At 67.4% G+C, this 17,271-nt stretch carries 15 protein-coding genes; 8 read left to right on the plus strand and 7 right to left on the minus strand.

Annotated features, from left to right (window positions below):
* Positions 1 to 11: 11 nt before the first annotated feature.
* On the minus strand, positions 12 to 1,787 hold the full coding sequence (locus ACFTSF_RS28380) for a DEDD exonuclease domain-containing protein (protein WP_344150593.1): 1,776 nt from the start codon (positions 1,785 to 1,787) through the stop codon (positions 12 to 14).
* Positions 1,788 to 1,964: 177 nt separating this feature from the next.
* Here ACFTSF_RS28380 and ACFTSF_RS28385 point away from each other — a divergent pair, with 177 nt between their 5' ends.
* From ACFTSF_RS28385 to ACFTSF_RS28415, 7 genes are all read left to right on the plus strand, one after another.
* The gene (locus tag ACFTSF_RS28385; RefSeq protein WP_380157058.1) at positions 1,965 to 3,272 is read left to right on the plus strand and encodes an NYN domain-containing protein; all 1,308 of its coding nucleotides are present in this window, start codon (positions 1,965 to 1,967) and stop codon (positions 3,270 to 3,272) included.
* Between the two features lie 93 nt (positions 3,273 to 3,365).
* The gene (locus ACFTSF_RS28390; protein ID WP_344150599.1) at positions 3,366 to 3,623 is read left to right on the plus strand and encodes a hypothetical protein; all 258 of its coding nucleotides are present in this window, start codon (positions 3,366 to 3,368) and stop codon (positions 3,621 to 3,623) included.
* Positions 3,624 to 3,845: 222 nt separating this feature from the next.
* Positions 3,846 to 4,895, plus strand: coding sequence for an NlpC/P60 family protein (locus tag ACFTSF_RS28395; protein ID WP_380157060.1), 1,050 nt, complete (start codon positions 3,846 to 3,848; stop codon positions 4,893 to 4,895).
* Between the two features lie 98 nt (positions 4,896 to 4,993).
* A complete protein-coding gene (locus ACFTSF_RS28400; RefSeq protein WP_380157061.1) occupies positions 4,994 to 6,475 on the plus strand; it encodes a hypothetical protein in 1,482 nt (493 codons plus the stop codon).
* Complete coding sequence (locus ACFTSF_RS28405; RefSeq protein WP_380157063.1) at positions 6,468 to 7,670, plus strand: M48 family metalloprotease; 1,203 nt, start codon at positions 6,468 to 6,470, stop codon at positions 7,668 to 7,670. The genes ACFTSF_RS28400 and ACFTSF_RS28405 overlap by 8 nt, the downstream gene beginning before the upstream one ends.
* Complete coding sequence (locus tag ACFTSF_RS28410; RefSeq protein ID WP_380157065.1) at positions 7,667 to 8,764, plus strand: glycosyltransferase family 4 protein; 1,098 nt, start codon at positions 7,667 to 7,669, stop codon at positions 8,762 to 8,764. The genes ACFTSF_RS28405 and ACFTSF_RS28410 overlap by 4 nt, the downstream gene beginning before the upstream one ends.
* 194 nt (positions 8,765 to 8,958) lie before the next feature.
* Positions 8,959 to 10,128 (plus strand): alanine--tRNA ligase-related protein, encoded by a 1,170-nt coding sequence (locus ACFTSF_RS28415; protein ID WP_380157066.1) that lies wholly within the window; start codon positions 8,959 to 8,961, stop codon positions 10,126 to 10,128.
* 8 nt (positions 10,129 to 10,136) lie between these two features.
* On the opposite strand, the gene ACFTSF_RS28420 is transcribed toward ACFTSF_RS28415, so the two are convergent.
* The 3 genes from ACFTSF_RS28420 to ACFTSF_RS28430 are packed head-to-tail and all read right to left on the minus strand — an operon-like array spanning position 10,137 to position 12,784.
* Positions 10,137 to 11,099, minus strand: a complete 963-nt coding sequence (locus ACFTSF_RS28420; protein WP_380157068.1) for a DMT family transporter — start codon at positions 11,097 to 11,099, stop codon at positions 10,137 to 10,139.
* A 60-nt stretch (positions 11,100 to 11,159) separates the two neighbouring features.
* Positions 11,160 to 11,804: a hypothetical protein gene (locus ACFTSF_RS28425; RefSeq protein ID WP_380157070.1), complete on the minus strand. Its 645-nt coding sequence runs from the start codon at positions 11,802 to 11,804 to the stop codon at positions 11,160 to 11,162.
* Complete coding sequence (locus ACFTSF_RS28430) at positions 11,801 to 12,784, minus strand: DUF5937 family protein (RefSeq protein ID WP_380157072.1); 984 nt, start codon at positions 12,782 to 12,784, stop codon at positions 11,801 to 11,803. The genes ACFTSF_RS28425 and ACFTSF_RS28430 overlap by 4 nt, the downstream gene beginning before the upstream one ends.
* A gap of 67 nt (positions 12,785 to 12,851) precedes the next feature.
* On the opposite strand from ACFTSF_RS28430, the gene ACFTSF_RS28435 reads away from it, so the two are divergent.
* A complete protein-coding gene (locus ACFTSF_RS28435) occupies positions 12,852 to 14,066 on the plus strand; it encodes an MFS transporter (protein ID WP_380157074.1) in 1,215 nt (404 codons plus the stop codon).
* On the opposite strand, the gene ACFTSF_RS28440 is transcribed toward ACFTSF_RS28435, so the two are convergent.
* The 3 genes from ACFTSF_RS28440 to ACFTSF_RS28450 are packed head-to-tail and all read right to left on the minus strand — an operon-like array spanning position 14,021 to position 17,244.
* Positions 14,021 to 14,476: a ricin-type beta-trefoil lectin domain protein gene (locus tag ACFTSF_RS28440; RefSeq protein ID WP_380157076.1), complete on the minus strand. Its 456-nt coding sequence runs from the start codon at positions 14,474 to 14,476 to the stop codon at positions 14,021 to 14,023. The genes ACFTSF_RS28435 and ACFTSF_RS28440 overlap by 46 nt on opposite strands.
* A 55-nt stretch (positions 14,477 to 14,531) precedes the next feature.
* Positions 14,532 to 15,521, minus strand: coding sequence for a LacI family DNA-binding transcriptional regulator (locus ACFTSF_RS28445; RefSeq protein WP_380157078.1), 990 nt, complete (start codon positions 15,519 to 15,521; stop codon positions 14,532 to 14,534).
* A gap of 10 nt (positions 15,522 to 15,531) precedes the next feature.
* A complete protein-coding gene (locus ACFTSF_RS28450) occupies positions 15,532 to 17,244 on the minus strand; it encodes a glycoside hydrolase family 36 protein (RefSeq protein ID WP_380157080.1) in 1,713 nt (570 codons plus the stop codon).
* Between the last annotated feature and the right edge of the window lie 27 nt (positions 17,245 to 17,271).

A 17,271-nucleotide genomic window follows, 5' to 3' on the forward strand; every position in this document is an offset into this window, starting at 1 on the left:
GCTCGTACCGCTCAGCTGGCTCGGGCCGGGCCGAGGGGGCGGAGGCGGCGGCGTTCGGTCGGGTGGTGGAGGTCGGCGTTGGCGTTGTCGATGCGGGTGAGGTGGCGGCCGGCGCCGGTGATCGGGCAGGTCCAGGTGCCGTCCATCTCGACCAGGCGGATTCCGGGCTGGTCCAGCCAGCGCAGGACCAGGTCGATCTCCTCGGGGGAGGCGGTGGCGACCGGGCCGATGCCGGGCAGCACCGTTTCGGCGGAGGCTCGCAGCATGTCGAGGTACCGCCGTGGATCCGTCCCGCGCGGGCTGACTCCGGCCGCGGCCAGCCGCCCACGTCGGATCACGTGCAGCTCCCACCCGCCGTCGTCGGTACGGCGGGCCGCGCAGATCTCGGCGCAACTCGTGACGGACGCCATCCGCTGCATCCGCGCCGAACTCCGCACGAACGCGCTCAACCGATCCCGATGCACCGCCGCGTCCTCGAAGCGCTCGTCGGCAGACAGTACGTCGATACGCCGGTCGAGGGCGTCGATGACCGGGGTCGGGTCGGCGGTCAGTGCGGTTCGCAGGTTGTGCACGAATTCGCCGTACGAATCGGTGGAGATGCGGCCGTCACAAGGCGCCACACAGCGCCCCATCTCCGCCAGCACGCACGGCGACAGCCGGGGTGTCCGCGACATCCGCGCCGTACATTGGCGGATCGGGAAGGCTTCGTGCAGCGCGGCCATCGCGCGCTCGGCGGTTTTGCGGGAGCTGAACGGGCCGAGGTAGCCGCCGTCGTCGTCACGCACCTGTTTGACCAGCGAGAGCCGGGGGAACGGCTCGACGGTGACCTTCAGCCAGTGCTGCCGCTCGGGGAACTTGGAGCGCCGGTTGTACCGCGGCTTGTGTTCCGCGATCAGCCGGAGCTCCCGGATCTCGGCCTCCAACGAGGTGCCGCATTCGATCCCGCGGACGGCGGTGGCGATTCCGACCATCTCGCCGATCCGGTTGCGGGTTTCGGAGGCGGTGAAGTACGAGCGCACGCGATTCCGCAGGTCCTTCGACTTGCCGACGTACAGCACCTCGCCGCGGTCGTCGGTGAACAGGTACACACCCGGTGCATGCGGCAACGACTCGGCCAGGTGCCGCTTGGCCCGCACCGCGGGGGCGACGCGCGAGTTGAAGGTCTGCAGATCCTCGAGAGTCTGTACGCCGAGGGATCCGACCCGCTCGAACAGTCCGTGCAACACGTCGACGGTGGCACGCGCGTCGGAGAGGGCACGGTGGTTCGGGGTCGTGGTGGCGCGGAACAGTTTGGCCAGCGTCCCGAGTTTGCAGTTGGGCGCCTCGTCCGGTGTGATCACGCGGCGGGCGAGCAGTGCGGTGTCGACGACGGTGAAATCGGGCCAGTCGTACCCGTGCACGAGGCTGTCGTGCTTCAGGAAGCCCATGTCGAACGGCGCGTTGTGCGCCACCATCACGCAGCCGCGGGCGAACTCGAGGAACGCCGGCAGCACCGAGTCGATCCGGGGTGACGAGGCAACCATCGGGTTGGTGATCCCGGTCAGGACCGCGATGAACGCCGGAATCGGCTCGCCGGGATTCACCAGCGTCTGGAACTCGCCGACCACCTCACCGGCCCGCACCTTCACCGCACCGATCTCGGTGATCCCGGACTCGCCGGGCGCACCGCCGGTCGTCTCCAGGTCGACCACGCAGAACGTGATGCTGTGCAGCGGCGTCCCGAGGTCGTCGAAACTCGGCTGCACGCCACGGATCGGCAGCGGCGTCTGCGGCGGCGGGCTGGTCATGGCAACGACGCTAAGAGCCGCCACCGACAATTCCGCAGGTGACACGCGAGCGAGTCGACTACCCTCTCGGTATGCGTACACAGGCGATCACCGGGAAATCGGCCCTCATGCCGGTTCGGTGTGGTCTGCATCACGGGCCGCAGGCGATGGCCGTCACCCCAGCCGGACTGCGGACCGGTGACTGAGGCAGGCACCGCCGCGAGCTCCGCCGCTACGACTTTGCCCGAACCCGTCCGGCAACGAGTCCTCACTCTTGCCGCGCAGGCGCTCGGCCAGCTTCCCGCGACCGATGTCCCGGCGCCGCTGCGCCGGTTCGCGAGCTTCGCCCCGGCCAAGCGCGCCAAGCTCTCGGCGTCCGTGCTCGGCCCGATCCTCGAGACCGACGAGCATTTCCGCCAGCTGACCGCGTTCCAGGTACGCCGGGAACACGCGGAGCTCGGCGATGCGGTCGCCGAGGGCATCCCGGTGCCGATGGCCGACCCGGTCGAGGTCGCCGCACTGGCCTACCTGCTGCGCCCCGACGAGTGGGAGCTGCGAATCGCCGCGGCCGCCCAGCTCCCGGCCGAGACGCCACGAGCGGACGACGAAGCCATCAACCGGCTGTCGGATCAGCTCGACCAAGCCCGCACCGAGACCCGCCAAGTCCGCGAGCGGCTCCGCGAACAGGTGAACGAGCTCAAGGCCGAGAACGTCACCCTGCGCCGCAAGCTCAACGAGGCCCGCCAACGCATCACCGGCCTCCAGAGCGACCTCGAGCAACGCACGACCGAAGCCGAGACGGCAGACGAGCGCGTCGATGCCGCCCGCAACGAGGTCGAACGCGAGCTCCGCCGACTACGAGCCCGCATCACTGAGCTAGAGGCAGTCGAACACGCAGCCCGTCGTACGGCGGGCCAGGAGCGCGAGCTGGCGTCGACGCGCACCCGCCTGTTGCTGGACACCGTGTTAGAGGCGGCCAGCGGTCTCCGCCGCGAGCTGGCGCTACCCCCAGGCGGTGACCTGCGCCCAGCCGACACAGTCGCCGGCACCGAGCCCGAAGCCGCCCCAGTAGGCCGGACCGCGCCAGAGGACGACCCAGCCCTGTTCGACGAGCTCCTGGCCCTGCCACAGGTCCACCTGATCATCGACGGCTACAACGTGACCAAGACCGCCTGGCCGACCTCACCACTCCACTCCCAACGCCAGCGCCTCGTCACAGCACTTGGCGCCCTGGTCGCCCAACGCCGGATCGAAGTAACCGTCGTCTTCGACGGCGCCGAACTATCCGGCCCCGTGCAGCTGAATCCACCCCGCGGCGTCCGCGTCCGATTCAGCCCAGCCGGCGTCATCGCCGACGAGGTCATCCGCCAACTCGTCCGCGCCGAACCCCCAGGCCGCCCGATCGTCGTCGTCTCCACCGACCGCGAGGTAGCCGAGAGTGTCGGAAAACTCGGCGCCCGCTCACTGTCCGCAACCAGCCTGATCAGCCGCATCGCCCGCGCCTGATTTCAGCAGCCGATCAGAAACTGTCGGCGGCGTTCTCTAGCGTCCTTCTCAGCCGGACGCAAGTCCGGGTGCTTCCCCACTTTGGAGGACGTTGTGCTGATCGACTGCGACGCCTGTCTGATGCGTGGTCCCGGCTGCCAGGACTGCGTAGTAACAGTAGTCCTCGGCTTCGCCGCCGAACGCGCTACTCCCATCCGCATCGACGACGAAGAGCGGGCCGCCCTGGACGCGCTGGCCGAGTCCGGACTGGTGCCTCCGTTACGGCTGGTGCACGCCGTCAGCAGTGTCGAGGTCGACGCTGCTGCCGAAACCGCTGCAGGTGAAGGCGAAACGGCCGTCGGCCTGGGGTGATCCGACGTTAAGTTTGGATCAAACCCGAGGGGCGAATTGCACCGGTCACGAAACGGTCACTACTGTTACGTCCTGTTGCCTCAGGGTGCCGGTTGATAGGACCGGCCGGGCAGCGCGGAAGCCGAGGGAGTGACCTCGCCGGTAGTACGGGCGTTAAGCCTGTAGAACCACCGGCGTGGTTGACGGGGACGGCGTCGAGCAGAGGAAGGGACCGACCGGGCTGTGTCCACCGGACGCATCAACCGCACCAAGGGAATCGCCCTCGCCGCCATCACCAGCACCGCTGTCGTCGCCGGTGTGCTGTTCATCCAGTCGGGAGCGGACGCAGATCCGAAGCCGACACTGGACGAGGCGAAGAAGCAGGTTGCTGCACTGCAGCACAAGTCGGAGGAAGCCGGTGAGGCGGCCAACGACCTGCGCGGGCAGATCAGCTCTTCCCAGGCTCGGTTGAAGGCTCTGCAGACCGCTGTCAACAAGCAGCAGGCCCAGGCTGACGTGGTCAAGCGTCAGATCGGGTCGCTCGCGGTCGCTGGGTACCAGACTTCCGGGATGTCGACGACGGCGCAGTTGCTGCTGTCCTCCAACCCGGACCAGTTCCTGAGCCAGGCCTCCACCGCCCAGGCCTTCGCCGGGCAGCAGAACGCCGTACTGCGGAAGTTCCAGGACGCTCAGGGCAAGGTCGCCGACTTGCAGGCCAGCGCGAAGAGCGAGCTCGCTCAGTTGCAGGCGGTGCAGGCGCAGCAGAACAAGCTGATCGCGGAAGCCAAGAGCAACCTGGACGCTGCGGAGAAGGTGCTCGGCAAGCTCAGCGACGCCGAGCGCGAGCGGATCCGGAAAGAGAACGAAGAGGCAGCGGAGAAGGCGCGCAACGAGCGTCCGAGCCGCGATGGCGACCGGATGGACGACCTGCCGATCCCGGCCAACGGGCGCGCGGGAGTCGCCGTCAAGGCCGCGATGAACCAGCTTGGCGACCCCTACGTATGGGGTGAAGAGGGACCGAGTTCGTTCGACTGCTCCGGCCTGATGCTGTACGCGTGGGGCAAGGCGGGCGTCTCGCTGCCGCACTCGTCCAAGGCGCAGGCCAATGAGGGCCGTCGGGTCAGCAAGAGTCAGCTGATGCCGGGCGATCTGATCTTCTTCTACAGCCCGGTCAGCCACGTCGGCATGTACATCGGCGGCGGCCGGATGGTGCACGCGCCGCGCCCGGGTAAGAGCGTCGAGACGTCCTCGATCAACACCATGCCGTACAACTCGGCCATCCGGCCGGGCTGACCCGTCGGCTTGCGATACTCACCGGCTCCGGGGTCTCGTCCCCGGAGCCGAGTCGTTTCACGACCGTCCAAGTGCTCTACTGTCGGAGGAGGCACGTAGTGTCGCGCCTGACTGGGGCAGGTGAGCAGCGAGGGGTCGAAGTGATCGACGAGCAGGGCGATACCGTGCCGATGCCCGCTGTCGAGCACATCGGCCAGGGCGAGCACGTCCAGGACGAGCTCAAGCCGGCGGAGCCGAAGGCGCCGTCGCCGTTCAGTGGAGTGATCGTCAAGAAGGTCGCCATTGGGCTGGCGGTCTGTCTGGTGGCGGGGGCGGGGTACGCGGGGCTTCGCCAGGTCGCCAATGCGCCTGCGGATCCGAATGCGCCGGTCGGGTCGCACGATCCGCAGACTTCCGCCACGCCTGATGACGAGGCGGCAGCCGGTGTTCAGCGGGCTACCGACGGTGGCGCCGTACTGCAGGCGATGGCGGACGCGGTGAAGAAGGACGACCGCAGCGACTTCCTGGACACGGTCGACCCGCAGTCGACTGCCTTCAAGACCAGTGCGCGGACGATCTTCGCGAATCTCGAGCAGCTCCCGATCGGGACCTTCCAGTTCCGTTACATCAGCGACGACATTGGCGCGCTCCCGCCCGATCGGACGGCCGAGCTCGGTGGTACGGCGTCCTGGCTCGCGCAGGTCGAGGTGTCCTGGCAGCTCGTCGGGTACGACGTGAAGCCGGCGCGCGCGATTCTTCCGGTCACGTTCGTCACCCGGGACGGGAAGACGTACGCCGCTTCGTTCTCGGAGCGCTTCGTCGCGGGGCAGCGGCGTCCGGTGTGGACGCTGGGTGCGCTCGATGTCGCCAAGGGTGAGCGCAGCCTGGTGATCAGCCTGAAGTCCGAGGCGCAGGCGAAGGCGTACGTCGCGGTCGCGGACCGGGCGGTCTCTTCGGTCAGCAAGGTGTGGGGCAAGGCGTGGCCGCAGAAGGTGGTTGTGTACCTGCCGGCCAAGCAGTCGCAGATGGAGGCCGTGCTCGGCGCCGCACCGAACACGTACACGCAGATCGCCGCGGTCACGATGGCGGAGCTCGATCAGCCGCAGAGTGGTGCGCCGGTGCGGATTGTGGCTAACCCGAAGCTGTTCGAGGAGCTCGGCAAGCAGGGCCGCCGGATCGTGCTGACTCACGAGACCACGCATGTCGCGTCGACGGCGACCGCGTCGCCGGTGCCGTTGTGGCTGGCGGAGGGGTTCGCCGACTATGTCGCGTTCACCGCCGTGCCGGTGCAGGACGAGTCGGCGGCGAAGGAACTGTTCAAGGCGATCCGGGCCGGCAAGGTCCCGGCGACGCTGCCTGACACGAACGCGTTCGCGGCGTCGTCGGCTGATTTGTCCCAGGCGTATGAGTCAGCGTGGCTGGCTTGCCGGCTGATCGCGGAGCGCGAGGGGCAGTCGGCGCTGGTGAAGTTCTATCGCGCGGTGCATGCGTCGAAGAGTTCGACCGGGCTGGCTGATGCGTTCAAGTCGAACCTGGGGATGACCGAGCAGGAGTTCGTCGTCGAGTGGCAGAAGTACCTCAAGAGGCTCGCTGGTGTCTAAGTGGGCGCCGCGGGTTACGGCCCTCGTCCTCGCGGCCGCGCTGGTCGTAGTGATCGTCACCACGACCCCCTGGCACCTGATCGACCTGCCGACGCCTGATCCGGGGCTGGACTTCACACCGGCCGAGATCGCCCGCCAGCAAGCGTTCCGGGCCGAGCTGTTGCCGTGGTCAACTACTTCGTGGGTGCTGTCGGTGGTCGTCCCCCTCGTGGTCGGGTTCAGTCCGCTCGGGCGCCGCTGGTACGACGCTCTCCGCATCAGCCGGTGGTATGTCGCCGTACCGGTGCTGATCGCGGGTCTCGGACTGCTCACCAGCATCATCACGTTGCCCACCGACATTTTGGCCGAGCGGGTCACCCGGGCGTACGGGTTGTCGGTGCAGGGGTGGGGATTGTGGGCTCGCGATCGGGCGGTGAACTGGCTGCTGGCTGCGCTGGCGATCGCCGTGATCGCGGTGTGTTTGATCGGGCTGGCGCGGCGTCGTCGGACGAGCTGGTGGTTGCCCGCGGCCATTGTTACCGCGCTGCTGGTGCTTGGGGTTTCGTTCGCTTATCCGGTGTTGGTTGAGCCGCGGTTCAACAACTTCACGTCGATGCCGGCGGGGGCGCAGCGGGATGATTTCCTGCGGCTCGCGGCGGAGGACGGCGTACCGGTCGAGGATGTGTTGGTTGCTGATGCGTCGCGGCGGACGACTGCGTTGAATGCCTATGTTTCCGGGTTTGGGTCGACGCGGCGGTTGGTTGTGTACGACACGCTGCTGAAGGAGACGCCGCCTGCTCAGACTCGGTTGGTGGTGGCGCACGAGCTCGGGCATGCGGCCGAGGATGATGTGCTGCATGGGACGCTGATCGGCGTACTCGGGGCTGCGTTCGGGGTTGTGCTGTTGGGCGCGTTGCTCGGGGCAAGGATGGCGGATCCGCGGCGTACGGCGGCGTTGCTGGCGCTGATCGCGATCGGTACGACGGTCTCGCTGCCGGTGCAGAATCTGGTCAGCCGACGGATCGAAGCGCGTGCGGACTACCACTCGCTGCGGCTCACGAACGATCCGTCGAACTTCATCGCGATGGAGCACAACCTCGCGGTGACGAACATCTCCGGTCTGACGCCGAGCCGGTGGCGGTACTGGATGTTCGCGTCCCACCCGACCGCGCCGGAGCGGATCGCGATGGGACGTGCCTGGGCCGCGCAGCGATGACGGTTCTCGTTGTCACCAACGATTTCCCGCCGCGGCAGGGTGGGATCGAGACGTTCGTCCGATCGTTGTGTGACGAGCTGCCCGACCTGGTCGTCTACACGTCGAGCGAGCCCGGCGACGCCCAGTACGACGCGACGCTGCCGTTCCCGGTGATCCGCGACCGCACGTCGATGCTGCTGCCGACCCCGAGGGTGACTCGTCGCGCTGTCGAGCTGATGAGCCAGTACGGCGCCAACCGCGTGGTGTTCGGTGCCGCCGCGCCCCTCGGTTTGATGGGACCGTCGTTGCGCCGCGCCGGCGCCCACCGAATCGTTGCCATCAGCCACGGTCACGAAACCTGGTGGGCCACCGTCCCTGGTACGCGACAGGCTCTCCGGCGGATCGCGGATGCCGCTGACACGCTGACCACGGTGTCGTCCTGGTGCGCCGAGCAGATCGCGCCTGCGCTGTCACCGGACGCAGTACGCCGAATGCGCCGCCTGACGCCGGGAGTCGACACCACGCGCTTCTTCCCAGGCTGCGGGGGTGGTCCTAAGGACGGACCTCTGGTGGTTTGTGTTTCTCGGCTGGTGGCTCGTAAGGGGCAGGACACGTTGATTCGGGCTTGGCCTGGGGTGTTGGCTGCGGTGCCGTCTGCCCGGCTTCTGTTGGTGGGCGGCGGGCCTGATCGCGCCAGGCTGGAGCAGTTGGCTGCGGCTACCGGAGTACGCGACGAGGTGGTGTTTACCGGGCCTGTGCCGTGGAGCGACATTCCGCCGTACCTGGATGCTGCGGATGTGTTTGCGATGCCGACGCGGACCCGGCGGTTCGGGTTTGAGCCGGAGGCGCTGGGGATTGTCACGTTGGAGGCGTCGGCGACCGGGAAGCCGGTGGTGATCGGGGACTCCGGGGGGACTGCGGATACCGTCCGGCACGGGGAGACGGGCTACCTCGTGGACCCGTACAACCCGGTGGCGGTCGGGGTGCGGATCGTGGAGTTGCTCGAGGATCCAGCGAAGGCGCAGCGGATGGGGGCGGCTGGGCGGCGGTGGGTTGAGGAGGAGTGGTCCTGGCAACGGTCCGGGGCCACGCTGAGAGAACTACTGGACATCTAGCTGGTGCGTTCGTGTACTCTCGCTCGTATGCATCAGATGTTCAGCCTTGTAGCAGCCGTACGAGCTTCGTGCTCTCCGGCTGCCGCTGCCTGACATCTTCTTCCACCACCGGCGACCGGAAACGGTTCGCCGGTTTTGTCGTTTCTGACGCCAGGTGACTCGGTTCCGGTCTTCTCACCAAAAGGACCAGAACCATGACCACCACGCTCCAGAAGACCATTTCCCGCACGTTCATCGACTTCTTCCAGCAGCATGGGCACATCCCGACCACCGGGTCCACGCTCATCCCGCGGCTCGGCGATCCGGTGTTGTTCACAACCTCGGGGATGCATCCACTGACGCCGTACCTGGAAGGTGAACCGCATCCGATGGGTCGCCGGCTCGTCGGGATCCAGCGCTGTCTGCGCACGACGGATCTCGATGAGGTCGGCGACCCGACGCACCTGACCGTGTTCGAGATGCTCGGCTCGTGGTCGCTCGGCGACTACGGCAGCGGCCAGACGCTGCGCTGGGGATACGAGTTGCTGACCGAGGGCTTCGGGATCGATCCGCGCCGCCTGTACGTGACCGTGTTCGGTGGGGACAGTCAGGTCCCGCTCGACCAGGAGTCGTTGCAGACCTGGCAGGAGCTCGGCCTGCCGATCGAACTGACCACCGAGGACAACTGGTGGTCGAACGGCCCGACCGGTCCCTGCGGTCCGGACTCGGAGATGTTCGTGTGGACGGGTGACGGAGACCCGATCGGTACGCCGACGACCGACGACCGCTGGGTCGAGGTCTGGAATCACGTGATGATGCGGTACCGACGCCACGACGACGGTTCGCTGGAAACCCTGCAGCAGCAGAACATCGACACCGGTCTCGGCCTCGAGCGACTGACGATGCTGCTGGAAGGCAAGGATTCCGTGTACGAGACCTCGCTGTTCGAGCCGTGGATGCGGCAGATCCCGCAACTGTGGAACCTCAACACTGAGGAGCAGCGAATCGTCATCGACCACCTGCGGTCGAGCATCGTGATCGTCGGGGACGGGGTGCACCCGTCCAACACGGGACGCGGTTACGTCCTGCGCCGCCTGATCCGCCGGGTGCTCACCATCCTGTGGAGTGGCGACGAGTCCAGGTCGTTGTCGGACCTGCCGCTCGAGCTGTTCGAACACACGCTGAACCACTTCCACCAGGGCGAGTCGGTGACGCTGGTCCGGCGGATCCTGATCGATGAGGAGATCCGGTTCAGCAACCTGCTCGATCGTGGCCGCAAGGTGCTCAGCCACGAGCGGTTCCACAAGTCGCTCGACGAGACCGATTACGAGTACCTGCACGAAACCCACGGCCTGCCCCGCGAGCTCGTGGCCATGCTCCTATGAAAATGGCCTTAGGTGAGGCTGGGATCCAGTACGTCGGTGGGCCGGGGGACCTCAGGAGGAGCGACCTTCCCCACCGACGACTGGGCCACGAAGGCACCGATCAGCACGATCACCCCGCCGATGATCTGGTTGGTGGTCAGGCGCTCGTTCAGCAGGATCAACGCAAACAGGCTGGCGGCGACAACTTCGACGTACGCGACTGCACCTGCGACGGCCGCCGACAACCGTTGTACGGCGGTCGCTCCGGCGAGGTAGGCGATGACCGTGCTCACGACGATCAACCAGGCGGCCAGGAGCCACCCGGGCGCATGCCGGTTGCCCATCGCGACCGAGTCGCTGAGCACGTGCCACGGCGTGCGCCACGGGACTGCGATCAGGGTCAGTACGGCAGCACCGACCACGCTGCCGGCAGCGGTCATCACGAGTGGATCGGCGACGCCGGTCAGCTTGTCGATCAGGATGAAGTACGTCGCCTGGCACGCGGCGGCGGCGAGTCCGGCCAGCAACCCGATCAGATCGATGGTGAGCCCGGACCAGATCTCGGCCACCGTGGCGAGCCCGAGCAGGGCGATTCCGACGCCGATCGCGGCCGATCGCGGAACCGCGATCTTCTGACCGAACTTCAGCCACAGCACGACCAACACCGGGCCGGAGAACTCGAGCATCAGCGCGACCCCGACCGGCAACCGGCTGGCCGCGATGAAGAACAGCGTCTGGCAACCGGCGATGCCGGTCAGTCCGTACAGCACCAGCGGCTTCCAGGACGCCCGCGCGGCGCGCAGTCCTGCGCTGCCCCGGAGTACCAGGACGAGCGGGACCAGCAGCAGCGCCGCGCCCAGGATCCGGATCCAGGCGGCCTGCTGCGGGGTCAGACCCGCGCCGATCAATGCCTTCGCGAACGGTCCGGAGCCACCGAAAGTCACGGCCGAAAAGATCGCGAAACCGAGCCCCACCGACTTCGTGCTGTACATGAGCATAACGTTCTCATGCTCATTACATGACTGTCGAGGCCCGTCTCACAGCAGCACGTCTCACAGCACGTTGACGGCGCGCGCGGCGACCACCGCGATGGTCAGCAGGGCGATCGCCGACTGGATCGCCATCAGTACCTTCACCCGCGCGGTCAGCGGCATCGTGTCGGTCGGGCTGAACGCCGTCGCCGCGGTGAACGCGACGAACAGATAGTCCGTGAACCCAGGCAGCCACTTCCCCCACCCCGGCAGATCGACGGTCATCTGCGGGAACAGCAGATCCGCCCGCTCCTCGGTGCGCTCGTGCTCGGGCGCGCGGGCGAACGGCCCGCCGCGGTCGACCTCCCAGTACCAGACGCCGAAGGCAACGACGTTCGTCGCCCAGATCAGAGCCGCCGCCTTTACCAGCACCATGCCGTTGGTGGCTTGGCCGGAGTTCAGATAGACGATCAGCTCGGCCAGATAGATCGCGTTGGCCAGCACGAGGACGGCCAGTAGGGCCAGCTCGACCCAGCGCAGCCAGGGCTCGTCGCGACGCAGATGAAACGGGTTCATCCAGATCAGCGGGAGCAGGAGCAACGCACCGAGCGCCGGCATCACCCAGCGCGGGAACGCGGCGATCTGCGTCGGCACCAGCAGCTGCAGGATCAGTACGGCGACCACCGCGAGCGAGGCCGGCCAACGCCGGATGTGCCGCATCTTCATCCCGACAGTATGGCTGCGTCGATGACCGCCTGCCCCACTTCGGTACGCCGGTAATGCACCTGATGACCGGTACGGCGGCGTGTCGCGAGCCCGGCGTCGTGCAGCGCGGACAGGTGTTCAGCGACCGTTGCCAGCGCCAACCGGTACTCCGCAGCGAGCGCACTGGTCGTGGCCGGTGGGTCGAGCGCGACCAGCAGGGTGGCGCGCGTTCGACCGAGCAACCGGGCGAGTGGATCCGGGGGAGCGGGCGCGTCGGACCAGAGTCGGGCCGCACCGCGTGCCGGATAGATCAGCGATGGTTGGTAGTTCGGATCGACGATCATCACCAGATACGGCCAGGCGAAGACTCCAGGGACCAGCAAGAGGCCCTGGCCGGTGAGCCTGGCGTCGGGTTCGCGATAGCGGTCCGCGATCAGGCGATCATCCGCCCAGCTCAGCGTCGGGTGCAGATCGTCGAAGAGCGCGGCCAGTCCACCGTCGGTGAGCTGGCTGCCGCGATAGGCGATGTCGTCCTCGAGGAACCGGCTGATCTTCGGCCAGTCAGGCTTGATCAGTGCGTGCCACGCACTCTCGATTTCATCGGCCAGCCGATCGCGAGCGCGAGCCGGATTGGTCAGCATCCGGTCGATCTCAGGGGCTCCGGGGTTGTTGAGTTCGTCGCGCGAGCGGATCAGCTCCCGCCGGACCCGGTCGATCGGCGTACTGCGGATCCGGGCCAGCTCAGTGCTGATCTTGGCCCGGGACGCCTTGGGTGGCGGGGTCAGGAAGTCCGGCGAGAAACCGACGCGTGGTTGAACAGCGCGAAGTCCGCTGAGGTCCAGACCTGCGGCCGCTTCGGCCTTGGCGGACACCCAGGGCGCGTACATCGGCCGGTGCCGGATCCCGTTCAGCACCCGTACGGCGGACACGGTCTCCCACAGCGGCGACGCTCCGAACCGGCAGCGCAACGCGTCGCTCTGGGTGAAATGCAGGACGCTCATCCGGCCGAACTTTCGGTCACAACCAAAAGTCTAGGTTGCGGACGTACAGGTCGGACAGTCTTCGGGTGTGAGGTCCTATCGAGCCGTCCTGAGTCTTCCCGGTCTGCGCAATGTGTTCGTGGCGCATGCCATCTCCATGCTGGGCACCATCGCAGCCCAGGTGGCGTTGTCGATCCTGATCTTCGAACGCACCGGTTCACCGTTGCTCTCGGCCCTTGTTCTGGCCTGCTCGTTCCTCCCGTACGCCGTCGGCGGCATCCTGCTGTCATCGATCGCCGACCGCTTCCCGGCGCGCCGTGTCTTGGTGGTCTGCGATGTGTTGAGTGCGCTCTGTATTGCGCTGATGCTGATCCCGGGATTGCCGGTTGGCGCGTTGCTCGGGCTGTTGCTGGCGACCGGGGTGATCGCGCCGATCTTCGCCGGTGCCCGCTCGGCGAGTCTGGCGTATCTGTTGCCGGTCGACCTGTTTCCGATCGGCCGTTCGTTGCTGCGGGCAATCAGTCAGGTGGCGGTGCTGACCGGGTTCGCGCTCGGTGCGGCCGCGGTGGCGGCGGTCGGTGCACCCTGGTTGCTCGCGGTCGACGTCGTGACGTTCCTCGTGTCCGCGTTGCTGATCGGACTCGGTACGCCGTACTCACCGGCAGGCGAGCGGAGTCGCAGTACTGTGCGCGACTCGTGGTCCGGTCTGCGGCACGTGTTCGCCCACCCGCGGTTGCGACCGCTGATCCTGCTGACCTGGGTGGCGCCGGCCTTCTCGGCGGTTCCCGATGGGCTGGCGGTCGCCTACTCGGCCCAGACCGGCGCTGCACCGGCTGCCGCCGGAGCACTCTTCACTGGGTATGCGGCCGGCACTGTACTCGGCGAGCTCGTCGTCGCTCGGCTTACCCCTTCCGTGCGGCGACGGCTCGTCGTTCCACTACTGCTGGCCAGTCAGCTGCCCGCAATCGCCTTCCTGGCCAGGCCATCCGTACCGGTTGCGGCCGTGCTGCTCGCGGTCGCTGGTGCTGGGTACGCGTTCAACCAGGCGGTCGATCCGATGATCCTCGACGCGGCAGACCCGGCGTACCGGGGTCGGCTCTTCACCGTGCAGACCAGCGGGCTGATGGCGATCCAAGGGGTGAGTATCGCCTTGGCCGGTGTGGTCGGCACGTTGCTGGCGCCGAGCGTGACGATCGCCGCCGCTGGCGTCTGTGGAACGATCGTCACTCTCCTGATCGCATACCGCGCCCTAGGTGTTCACCGCCAGCGCTGGTTGGGACCGCCGTTGCGGCCGAGGGTGTAGACGTCACCGCCTCCGTTGCTGTCGAGGTACCGGCCGGTGGCTCCGTGCTTGATGTCAAGTTCAGGGCTCCGATACCACCACTGATAGGTGTTGTTGACGTTGCACGGGTTGCTGTAGACGACCCCGTTCGCGTTGGCGTCGAGACAGAGTCCCGTGGCGATGTTCTTGAGCATCCCGAACTCGGGTCGCGCCGACGGCACGTAGTCCCACTTGTGCTCGTTGAATCCCGAGCAGCCGGTCGTTCTGATCAGTTGCGAATCGTGGACGTTCGCAGTCAGGCAAAGCTTGGTGGCGTCGTTCTGGAGGGTGATCACCGCGGTCACCGAGGCCGGAGCCGCGGCGGCTGGGACGGCTGTCGTGCCAAGTCCAGCCAGTAACACAATGGCGCTGAGGCCTGCTCGAATCTGCATGCGACAACACTAGGTAGCTGTATACAGAGCGCAACGATTTTGAACAGCATGGAAATCAGGCGCTGGAGCGAATGATCAACGGGGCGGTGACGAGACGGCCCGGTTGATCGTCGGCGCCGGTGATCTCCAGGAGGGCTCGGTCGAAGAGGCAGGAGGCGATGTCGCGCAGCGGGATGCGGGCGGTGGTCAGGGGAGTGTCGAGCATGCTGGCGAACGGGAAGTCGTTGAAGCCGGTGACCGCGACGTCCTCGCCGACCTGGAGGCCGCGGCGTTGCAGGGCGCGCATCGCGACCACTGCGAACGCGTCGTTGTCGGCGACGAGAACATCCGGGGGAGCGCTCTCTGACACGTAGCCGGCGACCTCTTCCAGCGTCCGGAAGGAGCGAACCTCAGTGTGCGGGAACTCGCGGACGAAGCCCTGTTCGCGCTGGTGGATCCAGGGCAGCGAGCCGTCGGTCCGCAGGTAGAGAGCGCTCTCTCTGCCGCTCTCCCGGAGGTGCCGCGCGATGCCGGCCATCGAGGTCTCGTTGTCCACGTCGACCCAGCACTGCCGGTGCTGGGGTCCTGTGCGGCCGAAGGCGACGAACGGGAACCGCCGCTGGCTGAGGAACTCGATCCGCTCGTCGTTCGGCATCGTCTCCAGTACGACGATCGCGTCGACCTGGCGGGCGGCGATCAGCTTCTCGTAGAGCGCTATCTCGGTTGCTCCCGCGGTCGGCGTGGTCACGTGCACGCCGTACCCGGAGACCGCTGCAGCCCGGACCAGGCCGTCGAGTAGACCGTGCAGGAAGCCGCCGAGACCGGGGTTCTCCTCGCTGACCTCGTCGTACAAGGGGAGGCCGATCACCTGGCTGCGTCCCGACGACAGCGCCCGGGCGGCGTGGTTCGGGGTGTACCCGAGCTCGTCGATCGCCGCCTGCACTGTCTGGACCGTCGAGTCGCTGACCCGGTGCGGTGCGTTCAGGACGTTCGACACCGTCATCGCGGACACCCCGGCAAGCCGGGCGACATCCGCAACCGTCGTACGGCGTGGTCGTGACACCATCCAGCCCCCCTCAGTTCTGTTCGATGCGGGCAACCCCGGCCGTCGGTACGTCGACCACCCACAGTCCGGCAGGCGGAGTCGTCGTACGGCGGTAGACCTCTGCGCCCGAACAGTCCGACACTACGAGGTCAACCGGTCCGGGACCGGCACCTTCGACCAGGAGTCGCGGTTCGCTACCGCCATTCACCAGGACGACTGAGCGATCCGACGAAGCGAGCTGCACCACCGGGTTGGTGAACGCAGCCACCACAGTCGTCGCTCCGACAGCCCGGACCTGCGCATAGCGCGCGTCCGACCGCGACGGCAGCAGGACACCGTTCTGCAGTACGTCGAAGTGCTCGCGCATGAACGCCAGCCAGTACCGAACGACAGCGTCATGCGAGGCCGGCAGGGATTCGAGCTCCATCGAAACCTGCACCGTGCTGAACAGCGCACCGATGAACTGCTGTGCCACCGTCTCCGGCGTGGCCGACGGATGCCACATCAGCATGTCCGAGTGCACTGCGCGATCCCCGGCGAGCAGTCTGCTGTCTATGGTGCGGACGCGGTTCTCCACCGGGTCCATCGCGCAGTCCCCGGCACGCAGGAACGTGCCGAACTGCCAGAGCCGCGGGTTCACGTAGTCCTGCCGGAACTCGATCAGCACCTCGTCGCCCAGCGCGTCCCGCACCGCCTGCAGCAACAGTTCGACGCCCTCGTCGATCGACGTGCAGTCGGCGTCAGGTGCATCCGGGACCGGACCGTCCCACGCCCACGAGTCGATGAAGTCGATCTTGAGCCCGTCCACACCCCAGTCGCGCACCGGCCGGACGCAGCACTCGACCAGGTGCTCGCGCACCTCGGAGTAGCGCGGGTCCAGCACCGCCACGACCTCGCCGTCGGCGAATCCGAGCACGCGGTCCTTCAGCTGCTCCCACGCCTTGGAGTGCACCCCGATCAGCGGCGGCGCGATCCACAGCACGTAACGCAGTCCGAGTTCGTGCACCCGGCGTACATGCTCGGTCATGTCGGGGAACTTGCCACTGGTCGGCTCCCAGTCACCGCAGTAGGCATACCCGCGCGCAGTGCTGTCGGTCTGCCAGCCGTCGTCGACGATGATCGCCGCACACCCGTACGCCGCGCTGGCGCGAGCGTGGTGCTCGACGGCTGCGGCCGACACGTGCTGATGGTCGCTGTACCAGGTGGAGTACATGGGCTGCCGAGCGATCTCCGGTACGGCGGCGATCCGGTCGCCGAGGTCGGTAGTCCAAGCGGCGGTGACACCGCGCAGGGCCTCGGCGAAGTGCACGTCGCGCAGATCGATCCGCAGTACGAAGCTGGTTGATTCGATGTCGTCGGCAACCAACTCGATCAGCTGCTCGGCGGTCTCCTCGTTCACCCCGATCGCGAACTCGCAGCCGCGGACGTGCGCAGACAGCGACACGGTCAGCAGACTGCGGTCCTGGTCGTCGACCAGGCTGCCGACCGGCGCGGACCGGACCGAGCGGATCCGGCGTCGCGATCCCCAGTCGGTCGGGAGCTCCCGGCGCGCACCTTGCGAGGCCCGCCAGAGCGTCACCGCCGACCCGGTCGGCCACGTCCACTGCAGAGTCACCGGACCGTCCGCGACCACCTCGAAACGCAGTACGCCGGGCACCTCGGTCGGTAGCGCGGTCACCGATTGCGCGCCGGTCGCCGTACCGCTCCGTCGTACGGACCCCGCCAGGATCTCGAATGTCGTCACGGCGGCGACTATAGCGGTAAAACCGGC

The sequence above is a fragment of the Kribbella sp. NPDC056951 genome (genome assembly GCF_042674205.1).
GTDB lineage: Bacteria > Actinomycetota > Actinomycetes > Propionibacteriales > Kribbellaceae > Kribbella > Kribbella yunnanensis.